The sequence below is a fragment of the Schlesneria paludicola DSM 18645 genome (genome assembly GCF_000255655.1).
GTDB classification, from domain to species: Bacteria; Planctomycetota; Planctomycetia; order Planctomycetales; family Planctomycetaceae; genus Schlesneria; species Schlesneria paludicola.
Map to the genome: position 1 here is coordinate 1,672,130 of NZ_JH636434.1, position 13,721 is coordinate 1,685,850.

General features: G+C 55.7%; 10 protein-coding genes. 5 read left to right on the forward strand and 5 right to left on the reverse strand.

What is annotated here, in order from left to right:
• Positions 1-96 precede the first annotated feature (96 nt).
• The 4 genes from OSO_RS0108235 to cysC all read right to left on the reverse strand — a co-directional run bounded on the left by OSO_RS0108235 (position 97) and on the right by cysC (position 4,979).
• On the reverse strand, positions 97-1,560 hold the full coding sequence (locus tag OSO_RS0108235; RefSeq protein WP_029246780.1) for an aldehyde dehydrogenase family protein: 1,464 nt from the start codon (positions 1,558-1,560) through the stop codon (positions 97-99).
• Positions 1,561-1,811: 251 nt separating this feature from the next.
• Positions 1,812-3,362 (reverse strand): acyl CoA:acetate/3-ketoacid CoA transferase, encoded by a 1,551-nt coding sequence (locus OSO_RS0108240; RefSeq protein WP_010582944.1) that lies wholly within the window; start codon positions 3,360-3,362, stop codon positions 1,812-1,814.
• On the reverse strand, positions 3,362-4,114 hold the full coding sequence (fabG, locus tag OSO_RS0108245; RefSeq protein WP_010582945.1) for a 3-oxoacyl-ACP reductase FabG: 753 nt from the start codon (positions 4,112-4,114) through the stop codon (positions 3,362-3,364). Before fabG ends, OSO_RS0108240 begins: the two co-directional genes overlap by 1 nt.
• Positions 4,115-4,367: 253 nt before the next feature.
• Positions 4,368-4,979 (reverse strand): adenylyl-sulfate kinase, encoded by a 612-nt coding sequence (gene cysC, locus OSO_RS0108255; protein WP_010582946.1) that lies wholly within the window; start codon positions 4,977-4,979, stop codon positions 4,368-4,370.
• Positions 4,980-5,421: 442 nt separating this feature from the next.
• Between cysC and OSO_RS0108265 the strand changes: the two genes are divergently transcribed.
• Positions 5,422-6,495 (forward strand): 3-deoxy-7-phosphoheptulonate synthase, encoded by a 1,074-nt coding sequence (locus tag OSO_RS0108265; protein ID WP_010582947.1) that lies wholly within the window; start codon positions 5,422-5,424, stop codon positions 6,493-6,495.
• Between the two features lie 236 nt (positions 6,496-6,731).
• On the forward strand, positions 6,732-7,667 hold the full coding sequence (locus tag OSO_RS0108270) for a dienelactone hydrolase family protein (RefSeq protein ID WP_010582948.1): 936 nt from the start codon (positions 6,732-6,734) through the stop codon (positions 7,665-7,667).
• Positions 7,668-7,689: 22 nt separating this feature from the next.
• On the opposite strand, the gene OSO_RS47635 is transcribed toward OSO_RS0108270, so the two are convergent.
• A complete protein-coding gene (locus OSO_RS47635) occupies positions 7,690-10,047 on the reverse strand; it encodes a BamB-related PQQ repeat family beta-propellar protein (protein WP_010582949.1) in 2,358 nt (785 codons plus the stop codon).
• A 287-nt stretch (positions 10,048-10,334) separates the two neighbouring features.
• Between OSO_RS47635 and OSO_RS0108280 the strand changes: the two genes are divergently transcribed.
• The 3 genes from OSO_RS0108280 (at position 10,335) to OSO_RS0108290 (ending at position 13,519) form a co-directional block, all read left to right on the forward strand.
• Positions 10,335-11,258 (forward strand): beta-propeller domain-containing protein, encoded by a 924-nt coding sequence (locus OSO_RS0108280; RefSeq protein WP_010582950.1) that lies wholly within the window; start codon positions 10,335-10,337, stop codon positions 11,256-11,258.
• Positions 11,259-11,519: 261 nt separating this feature from the next.
• Positions 11,520-12,959 carry a leucine-rich repeat domain-containing protein gene (locus OSO_RS0108285; RefSeq protein WP_162130517.1) on the forward strand — a complete coding sequence of 480 codons (1,440 nt, stop codon included), beginning with the start codon at positions 11,520-11,522 and terminating at the stop codon, positions 12,957-12,959.
• 50 nt (positions 12,960-13,009) lie between these two features.
• Positions 13,010-13,519 (forward strand): hypothetical protein, encoded by a 510-nt coding sequence (locus OSO_RS0108290; protein WP_010582952.1) that lies wholly within the window; start codon positions 13,010-13,012, stop codon positions 13,517-13,519.
• Positions 13,520-13,721 lie beyond the last annotated feature (202 nt).

Sequence of the window (13,721 nt, forward strand, 5' to 3'; positions counted from 1 at the left end):
ACGGAACCGGCGATGAATTTCCAGGACACCAACGACACGGCACCGACTGCCTTGCGACAATCGGTGCCAACGTATCCCTTCAACGACCGATCGAGCCTACGAGAGACTCATCGTCACCGTCTTCGATTCGGTATAGTTTGACAACGCGATCTCACCCAGTTCACGGCCCATGCCGCTGAACTTAAATCCGCCGAATGGTGCGGCAGCATCGAAGACATCGTAACAATTCACCCAGACCGTTCCCGCACGCACTTTCGCTGCGAACTGATGAGCTTTTACCACATCCCGCGTCCAAACCGCCGCCGCCAAACCGTAATAGGTACTGTTGGCGCGTTCGATGATCTCATCGGCGTTCTTAAACGGCAGAATGCTCATGACGGGGCCAAAGATTTCGTCTTTGGCGATCGACATTTCGTCGGTCACATTGCCGAACACTGTTGGCTGGATGAAGTATCCCTTGTCTCCGAACCGGGCGCCACCTGTCAGGCACTCGGCCCCCTCGGACTTCCCCTTGTCGATGTAGCCCAGGATCTTATTGAACTGATCCGAATCGACCTGCGGACCCTGCGTCGTTTTCGGATCGAACGGATCTCCCAGTTGTCGCGTCTTGGCGCGCGCCACGACTTTCTCGACAAACTGATCGTAGATCGACTGTTCGACAAACAACCGCGACCCAGCGCAGCAACACTGCCCCTGATTGAAGAACAGCCCAAATTCAGCTCCGGCAACGGCGGCATCCAGATCGGCATCCGCGAACACGACGTTGGGGCTCTTGCCTCCCAGTTCGAACGTAATTCGCTTCAGCGTGCGAGCCGCATCGACCATGATTTTCTGAGCGGTCTCATAGTGTCCCGTGAAGGCGATCTTGTCGACACCTGGGTGCCGAACAATCGCCGCACCTGTATCTCCATAACCCGTTACGACGTTGATCACACCGTCGGGAATCCCGGCTTCTTGAGCGAGTTCCGCCATGCGCAGGCAAGTCAATGGAGTCTGCTCAGCAGGCTTCATCACGATTGTGCAACCGGCCGCCAGTGCCGGGCCCCACTTCCAGGCGGCCATCAGAATCGGAAAGTTCCATGGAATGATCTGCCCGGCGACTCCAACCGGTTCGCGACGCGTGTAACAGAAATAGTTTCCACGGATCGGAATGGTGTCGCCCGTCAGCTTGTCTGCCCAGCCTGCATAGTACCGCAGACAATCGATCGCCAGGGGCAAATCCGCCCCGCGAGCGTCACTGATCGGCTTCCCATTGTCCAGCGTTTCCAGCGCCGCCAATTCATTGAGATTGGCTTCCATCAGATCTGCCAGCTTGTTCATCAGTCGACCACGATCGCGAGCATCCATCGTGTGCCACGGACCGGATTCGAACGCTTTGCGAGCGGCCTTTACCGCCGCGTCGACATCGGCTTCACTCCCTTCCGGTACTTCCGCGATGACCTGCTCATTGACCGGATTGATCGATTTGAAACGTTTCCCGCTGCGGGATTCCTGCCATTTCCCTCCGATAAGCATATTGGTTTGGCGGATTTTCGGCGGGGCGATGAGGGCGGCTGCCATGGCGATTCTCCCGAGGCGAGGTGAATAGAGTCCGAACGACGACGCTGCCATCCGTGACATTCAAATTTTGCCAGCTACGGCACACGGAAGCGACCAAACCTTGTGATGGGTCGAAACGCGAGCCGAACCTGTGGCGCAACAATGCTGACGACAGTCACGAACTGTGCACAATCAATTATAGCGTACCGCGAGCCGTGGACAGGCTCCAGTTGTCACTGGCGAATTGCACGGCCTGATTACCGCAGGTCAATCTACTTGCGGCAAAAAAGATGCGACGGCATCGGACGGATGTCTCGTATCACTGGGCGAAACTCGAGTTGAGCCAAGACCTGCGTTTCGAGGTCAATTCCGGGGGCGACCTCGATCAGTTCCAACCCGTCGTCGCACAGTCGAAATACGGCACGTTCCGTCACATACAAAATCTCTCGCTTCCGGCTCCGCGCGACTGTCCCACTGAACGAAAGCTGCTCCACGTCCGCGACGAACTTTCGGTGTGTCCCTTCGCGCACAATCTTCAATTGCCCATCTTCGATCGCGACTTCCAGATCACCCGAAGTCAGAGTTCCACAAAAGACCAGACGTTTCGCGTTTTGCGAGATGTTGATAAATCCGCCCACTCCTGCGAGTCGACTTCCGAACCGGGAAACATTCACATTGCCGTGGCGATCAATCTGTGCCGCCCCCAGTGCCGCGAAATCAAGTCCTCCGCCATCGTAAAAATCAAACTGGGAAGGCTGGTCGATGATGGCTTGCGGATGGACAGCCGCACCGAAACTGAGGCCACCCGCTGGCATCCCGCCGATCGGACCACTCTCGACAGTCAGAATCACATCCGCCAGCAGCCCTCGTTCGGCCGCGATTCGCGCAACCCCTTCCGGCATCCCAATCCCCAGATTCGCGATCGCGCCGGGTCGCAGTTCATCGCATGCTCGTGCTGCAATGATGCGCCGCTCATCCCAGGGTAATGTTCCTAACGAGCTGAATCGGATCGATGCCTCTGTCGCAGAAGCGGGTTCGAAGTAGCTGCGATTCAGCGGCTCAGCAAATGTCTGATGATGTTCATCGGCCGATGCGACAACGACCTGATCGACCAGAATTCCAGGGACATTGACCCGCGACGGAACCAGGGGCTCATCCAGCAATTGTTTGACCTGCGCGAGCACGATGCCGCCGCAGTTGTGAACTGCCTGTGCGATGGCCAGCACCTCACCGACGACCGCTTCTTCGGCCATCGACAGATTGCCGAACGGATCGGCAGCCGTCGCCCGAATCAACCCAACGTTCAGCGGAAACGCGTGATAGAACAGCCACGTCCGCCCCGCCAACTCCACACGCTCCACGAGTGGCACTGTCGTCATGCGATTGATGCGTCCCCCACCGAACACGGGATCGACAAACGTCCCGAGACCCACATGCGTGATACACCCCGGGCGTCCCGCAGCGATATCACGATAGAGTTGGCAGATCACCCCTTGAGGAAAGTTGTACGCTTCGATTTGATTCGTAAGTGCCAATGCGCCAATTTTCGGCGCCAGCCCCCAGTGGCCACCGATCACGCGACGAACCAGCCCTGCATGTCCCAGGTGATTCAAGCCACGCGTCTTTCCGTCCCCCTGCCCTGCCCCGTAGACCAGCGTCAGCCCCGTTGGTGACTGATCCTTCAGAAAACGACGTTCGAGCGCAGCCGTCAACGCCTCGGGATGGGCGGCACCGACAAATCCACCGCAGGCAATCGTCGCACCATCGGGAATTCGGGCCACCGCATCGTCGGCACTACACGTCAGTTGGTGGATTCGATGCATCAACCCCACCAACCTCCATTCACGTGGATCGTCTGCCCCGTGACGTAGCTGGCGAGGGGACTGCATAAGAAGAGGATCACATTTGCGATCTCTTCCGGTTCGCCAAATCGCTGAAGTGGAATATTGGCCATCATCTGCTTTTGTACCGACTCAGGAATCGTTTGAGCCATCTCGGTCATGACGACGCCCGGCGCAACGGCGTTCACGGTGATATTTTTGATGGCCAGCTCTTTGCTCAACACCTTTGTCAGCGCCATCACGCCCGCTTTTGCGGACGAATAGTTCACCTGACCGTAAAACCCGATTGACCCCGACACCGAAGCCATGCTTACGACACGCCCGCCATCGGCCAGGCGAGTACACGCTGCTTTGCAGACGTTGAAGACACCGGTCAGGTTTGTATCGATGACATCCGACCATTCCGAGTCGGACATATTCTTCAGCGATCGATCACGAATAATCGCGGCATTATTGATGACAATATCCAGCCGCTTGGTCCGCTCGATGATCGTGTCCAGCATCGATTCAATTGCAGGACGGTCGCGTACATCAGCAGGCAGGGCGAATGCCCGTTCGCCCAATTGATTGGCGGCCGCCTCTGCTTTCTGGCGGTTCGACCCACTGGAATCTTCAAAATAGTTCAGGACGACGTTTGCCCCTGCACCATAAAGTGCCGTGGCCGTCGCGAGCCCTAACCCCTGTCCGCCACCTGTCACCAGGGCGGTTTTGCCTGACAAGTCTATCGTCTTCATGGATGTCGCCTCAAAGCGTGCATCGTGCGCAAACTGAGACCGGCGCGGTCGAATTCGGCACCAGCCTTCATAGGAACTATCGATCAGGGAACGGTCCTATCGTAAGGTGTCCATCCCATCAATGACGAGTCTCGCACACGAAAAAACCCCAATCACAGGCGTGGTCGGGGTCTGAATCGCATCGATTGGCTGAATCATGGCAGTCAGCTCGTCGGACCGACATTCGATCGAATGACACAGAATGCCTGTGCAACTAGGCCGACAACAGACCCCGCTGTTCCAAGTAGGCAACGACTTCGTCCGCCAGTTCTTCAATGCTCTTGGTGTTTGAATCAAGGACGAGCTCGGGCTTGGATGGCTCTTCGTACGGATCGGAAATTCCGGTGAAGTTCTGAATCTCACCGGCCCGCGCCTTCTTGTACAAGCCTTTCGGATCGCGTTTTTCGCAGGTTTCGAGCGACGCGTTGACGTAGATTTCGATGAATTCACCGGCAGGCAGAATCTCGCGAACGCTATCTCGATCAGCGCGATACGGCGAGATGAAGGCGGTCAGTGCGAAATTGCCCGCCGACGCGAACAACTTGGCGACTTCACCAATACGACGGATGTTTTCGGCGCGGTCTTCGGGAGAAAACCCAAGATTCTTGCTCAAACCCATGCGAACATTGTCGCCGTCGAGCAAAAACGTGTGTTTACCGAGTTGGTAAAGCTTTCGGTCTACGGCGTTTGCGATCGTGCTCTTGCCGCAGGCCGACAATCCGGTGAACCACAACACGGCCCCCTTGTGTCCGTTCAGCTTGCAACGTTCTTCTTGCGTGACGGCATGGGCATGCCATTTGATATTGGTGGCCTTCTGCTCAGTCATCGACAAAAACTCCTTCAATTGATCGCATTGTGTCCGCCTTCAGTCTGATCAAGACAGGCGTTCAATGATTCGTGGGGCGAAGTGTAAGGAAAGGTCAAATGCGGGGAAAGTCCAGCGAAATCGCCTGGAAAACCGGGGAACGAGACCCGTTTTTCAGAAAGTCGATTTGGCGGCCCAGCCTTGTGCGTAATATTTGTGAAGGTCACGGGTTGCCCTCATCAAATTTGGGAGGCGCAGACGTGATCGCATCCGGAATGCCCGAAAACTCATCACACAACGGTAGGAGGCACCGTCAAAATACGACGATTTTACGTGCCCCGCGAAGGCACAATGCGATTCGAAGTCCCAGAAACCGCCTGGCGACTGAAAAATGGCGTAGAACCGATGGCAGGCACTGCGTGTCGATCCTATACTGATTTTTCGCAAACTCCAGGAAAGACTTATGCTTGATTCATCGACGCGACAACCGCTGCAAGACGTACATGTTCGAGAAACCGTGCCGCTCGTTTCCCCCAAGTATTTGAAACAAGAAGAGACGATCTCGGACCTTGCGGTTCGAACGGTCATCAATAGCCGCGAGTCGATTAAGCGGATTCTGACTGGCAAGGAATCGCGACTGATCATCGTCGTCGGTCCCTGCTCGATTCACGATCCTGTCGCGGCATTGGAATATGCCCGGAAGCTCAAAGATCTGGCAGCACGTGTCGAAGACAAGCTGCTGGTCGTTATGCGGGTCTATTTCGAGAAACCGCGTACGACCGTGGGCTGGAAGGGGTTGATCAACGATCCTCATCTGAATGACACCTTCGATATCGCCACCGGCCTACGAATCGGCCGCCGGATCCTGCTCGAAATCGCCAATATGGGACTTCCCGCCGCGACGGAGCTGCTGGAACCCATTACCCCTCAATACATTGCCGACCTGATCGCTCTGACCGCCATCGGGGCCCGCACGACCGAATCACCGACCCATCGGCAAATGGCGAGCGGACTGTCGATGCCGGTCGGATTCAAGAATGGCACTGACGGCAGCCTGCAGGTGGCGATCGATGCCATGCTAGCCGCGCGATCCCAGCACAGTTTCCTGGGCATCGACAGCGAAGGCCAGACCTGCATCGTCAATACCAATGGAAACCCCTGGGGCTTTCTCATTCTACGCGGCGGCCGTTCGGGCCCCAACTACAGCCCCGAAAGCCTGGCCGACAGCCTGACTCGGCTGAACAATGCGAAATTACCTCCGCGCCTCATGGTGGATTGCAGCCACGCCAATTCGAACAAAGACTACCGCCTGCAACATACGTGTTGGGACGACTGCATTGCCCAGCGTCTGGCGGGAAACACCAACATTGTCGGCCTGATGCTTGAGAGCAATCTGAACCCCGGCAATCAAAGCCTGACCGCCGACTTGAAACAATTGCAGTACGGCGTTTCCATCACTGACGGCTGCATCGGCTGGGAAGAAACAGAACAATTAATTCTGTCCGCCCACGAAAAACTCTCCGCAGCCGCTGAATAGTCAACATCAAAGGGGGGCCGCATCCATCGGCCTCCCTTTCGCTTTACCGCGACTCGTCGAGGAACGTGGTTTTCTCTTCAATTCCGCCGACCGCTCTGCTTCGCGTGTCGCTCGAATTCCCTTGTCGCTTGCCCGCCTACGCGACATGCTGATTCGCCACCAAGTCAGCTCGCGGCTGCATTTCCGCGCGGATGACTTTCGGTGACGGGTCAACATCTCGGCATAGGGGCTACTCCATGGCGTCAGCAGATTTTCGAGATCGCTTGCTTCGCGGGCTTGGTGGAGACTGGCCAGCCCGCTGCCCGCTCAACGTGGAGCTGCGCGAACGAATTTCAAAACCGGGTTACACCATCGAGTCCGTCTACTTCGAGGCGGAACCGAACGATCGAATTCCCGCGATGCTGCTGATTCCAGATGGAGTCACCGCCGCAAGTCCGGCCCCGGGGATCTGCGTCTGGCACGAACACGCCGGACAATGGCATCTCGGCAAATCCGAACCCGCCGGGCTCGCGGGCAACCCGATGCATCACACGGGTGTCGCGCTCGCCCAGCAGGGCTATGTCGTGCTTTGTCCAGATGCGCTTTGTTTTGGCGAGCGAAGCGACCCAACCGGGCGGCTGAAAGGTGGTGAATACGAGCGGTTCGAATTTTTGCGATATGTCGTTCAGGGCAAATGTATGGCCTGGAAAAACATCCTCGACATGCGCCGCGCCGTTGACCTGCTTTCCAGTCGCCCCGAAGTTCGTTCAGATCAGCTCGGCTGTTACGGATTTTCGATGGGCTCGACGCACTGCTGGCTGGTCGGCCCATGGGAACCGCGTTTGAAATGTATTGTGGCGACTTGCTGTCTGCCGACTTACAAAGCGATTCATCGTGAACACATGCTGCACTGTTTTCCGAATTTCATTCCGGGAATTTTCCCGGACGGAGACACGCCCGACATCGCCGCGCTGATTGCCCCACGTGCCCTTCTCATGAACTTCGGTGAAACCGATCGCGGCAGCCCGATTGATGAAGTTCGTGCCGGTATCCAAATCATCCAGCGAGCCTACGACAGTATGCACGCCGGAGACAAGTTTGAGTCCTTTATCGAGCTCCAAACAGGTCACGTTTTTTCCCCCACCATGTGGGAAAAAACCAAGCACTGGTTCGCTAAACACCTGACATCCTGACCGGAAGACGGCCAGACGCAACTCAGCGAATGACCTCGCACTCGGGAAGTGCTCGTCGGAATTTCTCGCGGCCCGATTCCGTCACCTTCGTCCTGACGACGTGTAGAGTCCTCAACTGATTCAGCTCTTGAAGTTGTTCCAATCCTGAATCCGTCAGTTTCGAACCGTTCAGATTCAACCAAGTCAGTTGCTGAAGGGGCGTAAGCGACCGAGTGGCGCGATCAGTCAGGCTTGGCCCGGCGAATCCTTCCGTGAACATCAAATTCAATCGTTCGAGACTGATCAAAGGACTCAACGACTCAATCCCCGCGTCATTGAGATTCAATAAACTGAGATCCAGGTCGCGCAATCGCTTGAGCGACTGCAAATGAATCAGTCCGGCATCCGTCACTTTGTTGCCATACAAATTCAACATCTCGAGTTCCGTCAATGTCTTAAGTTGCTCCAATCCGATATCGCTGATGCCTCGTTTCTCAAACCCTGATTTTTTCAGATTGAGCCACCGCAACCGCTTCATCGATCCAAGCGTCAAACAGACGTCGTCATTGATCGCGTCACACAGTTCAAGCTCCAGGGCCACTAACGGCAAGTTCTCAGCGACCTGAGTCAGGCCGGTCGATGTGACATTTGTGCCCGACAGCACGAGCGCGACGAGCTGTTTGAGCCCAGACAATGACGAAAACGTCGCGTCCGTCAGTTGGCTGCAAAGCTCCAAATTCAGCCCCACAATCGGAAGAGCTCGAAGCTGCGCCGTCCCTGCGTCGGAAATGCGAGCTCCCTCCAAGTTCAAAATCAGCCGTCCCTTCAGCAACGCCAGTTGACTGACAATTTCGCTCGAGATCGTGCCGTCCGCTGACAAGGCCGTATCGGCAATGGTCACCAGTTGCAACGGGGTGCCTTCAGGCGAAACGGCGAATTGAAAGACGCGACGCAAAGTAACGCGATCGGTTTCGGTCACGATCGACTTTACCGTGACGCCCTGCTTGCGAAGTAATTCTGCGACAGACTTCTCGTCCCCTTCAGAGTCGGACGAATGCTCAATGGTCGCGGAACCCGACTCACGCCTGAGGTCATAAACCCATAGCGAATCCTGTTCGCGCAGGTAGAGGTAACCATTCGCGATCACGGGATGCGACCAACTGTCACCACCGGCCCCGGGAATCTCGAACGTCCCGTGCAGTGCAAACCCCGTGGGGGATGCCCCGATCAGAGCGACCAATCCGTTCTGATATCGAAAGATCAACTGGCCATCGGCACAGACGATGGCGGCCGAGCCCACACCTGGCCCGCGTCGCTTCCACAGAATTCGTCCGGTCGCAAACTCCAGGCACGTCGGCAATCCATTATTGTTCCCATGTCCGGCAAAGACGTGGTCGCCCAATCGAATGATGCCCCCGTGATGATTCTGAAACTGACTGCCCGAGAGGGAATAGACAACCTCGGCATTGACATTCGGTTCATTCGGCGTCGACGCCGGGTCACGCACCAGCTTCAAAAGGACACTGCCCGCCGTATACCCGTTCGCGGCGAATACGTATTCACCATGAACAAGTGGGGTCGGGATATTGGCATGTTCGTTCGCAATCGCGTTATAACCCCACAAGTAACGCCCGGTCGCGGCGTCGACACCAATCAAGCCACGTCCCATCAACTGCACGTACTGCCGAACCCCGGCAGCCTCGGTCACGACGATTGACGAGAAACCTGCGCCATCGCGTCCCACTGGTCCCAGTTCCGGCAGCTTCGCCTTCCAGATCACTTCCCCTGTGAATTTATTCAGCGACACTAATGCCGCCTCGCGATTGCCCGGCGTACAGATGAGCCGATCGCCGTCGACGAGTGGCGATTCACCGCATCCGCGTGCCGACATCATTTTCGAATCGAAGTCTTCGACAAATCGTCGCTTCCAGATCAGATCGCCGGTGGCGGCCTTCAGACAGACCAGATCGCCATCGGGATCGAGTGCATACAGCCGGTCATCGTCGAGAGTTGGTGTCGAATTGATGTTGCGGGCACTCTCGCCAATCGTTCGCGTCCACAGCGTTTTCCCTGTCGCAGCGTCGATGGCAATCACCGAGACCGGCACCGGCCGTTTCGCGTCGGTACCTTCGTCCTGGGCACCTCCATCCGCGGGACTTCCCCTTTTGGTTTGAGTTCCCCCGGCATTACCGCCCAGCGTAAAAAGTCGCCCCTCGCCAACAATCACGCTGGCATATCCAATTCCAAGTCCGCTCGCCGTCCAGACCAGCTTGGGACCACCGGTCGGCCAGGTTTCGAGCAGCCCCGTTTCGCGCGACACCGCATCGCGATGAACGCCCCGCCACTGCGGCCAGTCCTCCGCCATGAGACACGCTGGGTTCGCGGAAAGAACCATCAACATCGCAACGAGCACCAAACTCGTGTGCGGAACTCTGAACGCCGGGCGCACAGGTATTAAAGTCATCATCGTTTCGCGACTCTTCCTGAATTGACGAACGTTTGCGGTGTGAAAGACTGTACCACACGGTATGAAAAGTGTCGGTGTCCGAGAAAAGTTTCGCCGTCGAGAGCAAGCCATCGGACTTGTCGTTTTCGGCGAGTTACGGACACAATCTTGCGGCGTAGACTTCTCGCGTCTGCCGCATACGTTCCGGCTCCGCCCTGCACTAGTCATCAGGAGAATCGCTCGTGTCCTGGTTTCGCACTTCCCTAAGCCGTGTTGTCCTATTTCTCACCGCGTTCCACCCCGCTCTTTCCGTGGGAGAAGAAATCAAACATTCCTTCTTCATTGCGGGACCGACATTCACGGGCATCGTCGACGAAGAGGGGCGTGAAGCATGGAACTCTGGCAAACCCGCCGCGCGGGATGGATTCGTGCTGCCGAGCGGAAACCTCCTGATCACGTGGAGCGATGAAGTCCTCGAGATGACGCGCGATAAGAAAACGATCTTCCAGTACGCAAAATCACCGGACGCCAAAGAACTTGGAACGGCCCAGCGTTTGGAAAACGGTAACACCCTTGTCACGGAACTCGGCCCTCAGCCGCGCTTATTGGAAATCGCGCCGAACGGCACAATCGCCGTCAACGTCCCACTACTGCCGGAAACCGATAATGCCCATATGCAGACACGCATGGCGCGCAAATTGTCCAATGGGAACTACCTGGTTCCGCACCTCTTGGCATTCAAGGTCAAAGAATATTCGCCGACCGGGAAAGTCGTGCACGAATTTCCTACCGATATGCCGGATCTGGGCGGACGGCCCGCAGAGAATTGGCCCTTCACCGCAATTCGACTCGCCAACGGCAACACGCTTGTGAATCTAACCCACGGAAACAAGACCGTGGAACTCAACTCGACGGGTGATGTCGTCTGGAAAATCTCGAACGACGACTTCCCCAACGAGACGCCTTTCGATGATCCGTGTGGAGGTCAGCGTTTGCCCAATGGCAACACCGTGATTTGCAGCTACCACTCCAGCCGCCCGATCAAGATTTTCGAAGTGTCGCCCGGCAAGAAAATCGTGTGGACCTACACTGGAAACCACAATGCCCACGAAGTCCAGATCCTCACCACGAATGGGAAGCCCATTCCAGGACCGCTCCTCAAGTAGCTCAGCATACCTGTTCGCAGGTTTTGCTTGACACCCCAGCAGATCGTGAAACTTCCTCCTGACATAGTAGGAGTCCACGCGATGATCAGATCTCGATTGTTTGCCAGCATCCTCGTGACTCTTGCGATCAGTAGTTCTTTGTCAAATCAATCGAAATCGGTCATCGCTCGAGAGAATCAACAATCAACGATCTCCCCGCAAGATCCACTGCGACGAAAGATTTCCTTGAACATCAATGAGACGAGGTTGAAAGACGTACTCATGCGAGTAGCAGAAATTGGAGGCGTTGAGATCGCATTCGACACCCCTGCGCTTGAGGACGCAAAACTCGATCTTGATCGCCTTCAAAATGTCTCGATCACGGACGTCGAATTCGGATCATCAATCAAGCAAATCCTGATGCGTCAACGCCGATTCAGCGTGATCTACAAGGTTCAATCGACTGACAACTCCATTCTCATTACCACCATGAAGGCCGTAAAAGAGCGAGCAAAACAAAGACTGCCAAAATGGATTCACGAATACTTCGACAGCCCTAAACTGCGGATCTTCAGCGATGATGATGGCAATGTGGTGTCGCTCTCTGATTACGGCGTACTTAACGACAAAGCTCTCGCGAAATTCTCTGTCCTCTCGACTCTTCGTGGAATTCAATTCGAAGGGGCACCGCAATTCACGGTTGAGGGTTTGTCTCACCTTTCCAAATTGACCAACCTGGAAAGACTCAGTGCCAGTTTCTCGAGTCAGTCGGCAAATGAATTGGGGGACGCGACGCTCCGCAGCATTTCCGAAATCGAAAGTCTTCGCGAACTCAATTTGAGTGAGTGTGGAGTGACGGATGAGGGGTTAAAATCACTCGAAAAGCTGCCAAATCTCACACACCTTTCGATCTATCAGGAAGGGCGACTGACTGATGCCGCACTCTCGACAATCGCGAAGCTGAAACACCTCAAGGTCCTTACCCTGACAACACATGTCGGAACCCCGCTCGGACGAATGCATTTTTCCGAATCAGCGACGAATCAGTTGATCGCTCTCACTGAACTCGAACACCTCGATCTGAGCGGGCATGATGTTTCCACAGACCTTTTGAACTTTCCACGCTTGAAGTCCCTCCGAATCAATCGAAATCAATTCGATGATGACCTCGCAAAAGCCATTGCAAAGTGTCGAGAACTAACGCACCTTGACGTTTCTTGTTCCGAAATGACGGACACCGCCCTTGAGCATTTGCGTCCTCTTCCAAGCCTCACGCAACTCCATATTCGCGCGGAAGAAATCTCTGACAACGCCATCGCTCATCTTAAACTCTTCCCAAATCTGGCCAGCGTGACTCTACACACGGCGGAATTGACAGATAAATCTCTGGAATACCTGTCGCAAACGGCATCGCTGACGAAGTTAGATCTCAACTGGGCGACGAATCATTTTTCTCGACACGGTTTGGAACAACTTGCGAACCTACCGAATCTGGAAACCTTGGAGTTAAGGATCATTCCGTTTCAAGGCGGCGGGCTCAAACTCATCCGCGATGCGAAAGAGCCGGAAATCCTCACGACGATTTTGCCTCGGCCGCAGACATATCCGATTCTTTCAGAAGAAGACCGTGAACGCGTCGACATCGATCTCGATTCGCTGGCACTGCAGATACCTCTCGCCCGCATCATTCCATTGCACGACTACATGGATCATCGCAAGTGAGCCCAACAATACATTCCACCAGACTCGAATCGCCTGGAGTGCGTTTCGGCATGGCTGATTTGATGCGAGGCAGTCGCCGAAAAGCTGGAATCGTGATCCTGATCATCGCCTGCCTGGCACTCAGCGGATGGATCAGAAGTCGAAATATCGACGAATACGTTCGCTTTCGAGGCCTGGGCAAGACGATCCACGAGATTCATTCGAATTTCCACGGTCTCGCGTGGATCACGATTTACGAAGGCGAGACGGGACTGACTCCCATCGAAGATGGCGAACCTGAAGCTCTCGTTCTGAAAGAAGGCTACTGGCAACGATCTTCTGCCGCATCACAAAAATCGGTGCCCCCTCGTTCATCACCGATTCCCTATGGCCGGTACTCGCATTGGCGATGGAATTGGGGCGGCGTCTATTCGGGAGCAAACGCACCCGGCAAAATTGTCGCAGGTGAATTTTCGATGCTCCTCGTCCCCTATTTCCTACTCGTGATCCCTCTGACGCTTGCCGCGGCCTGGCTCTTGCTCGGCGAGAAAAGTCCAATGACCGTTCAGGCCAAGGCATGAACGCTCCCCCGACGTCCACCGCAGTCACTCGATGAGCATGACGTCGAGACTCGGTGGGGACTGCTCAAGGCAGGCATTCACGACGGAAGACGGCGTAGGATGGGGAATCTGTCGATCCAGTCTCAAACCGCGTCTTGCCGAAATTGCCGATTCTCGACTACATTCCCGCCCCTGCCACCTGTGCCGAATGGAATCGGTCTGC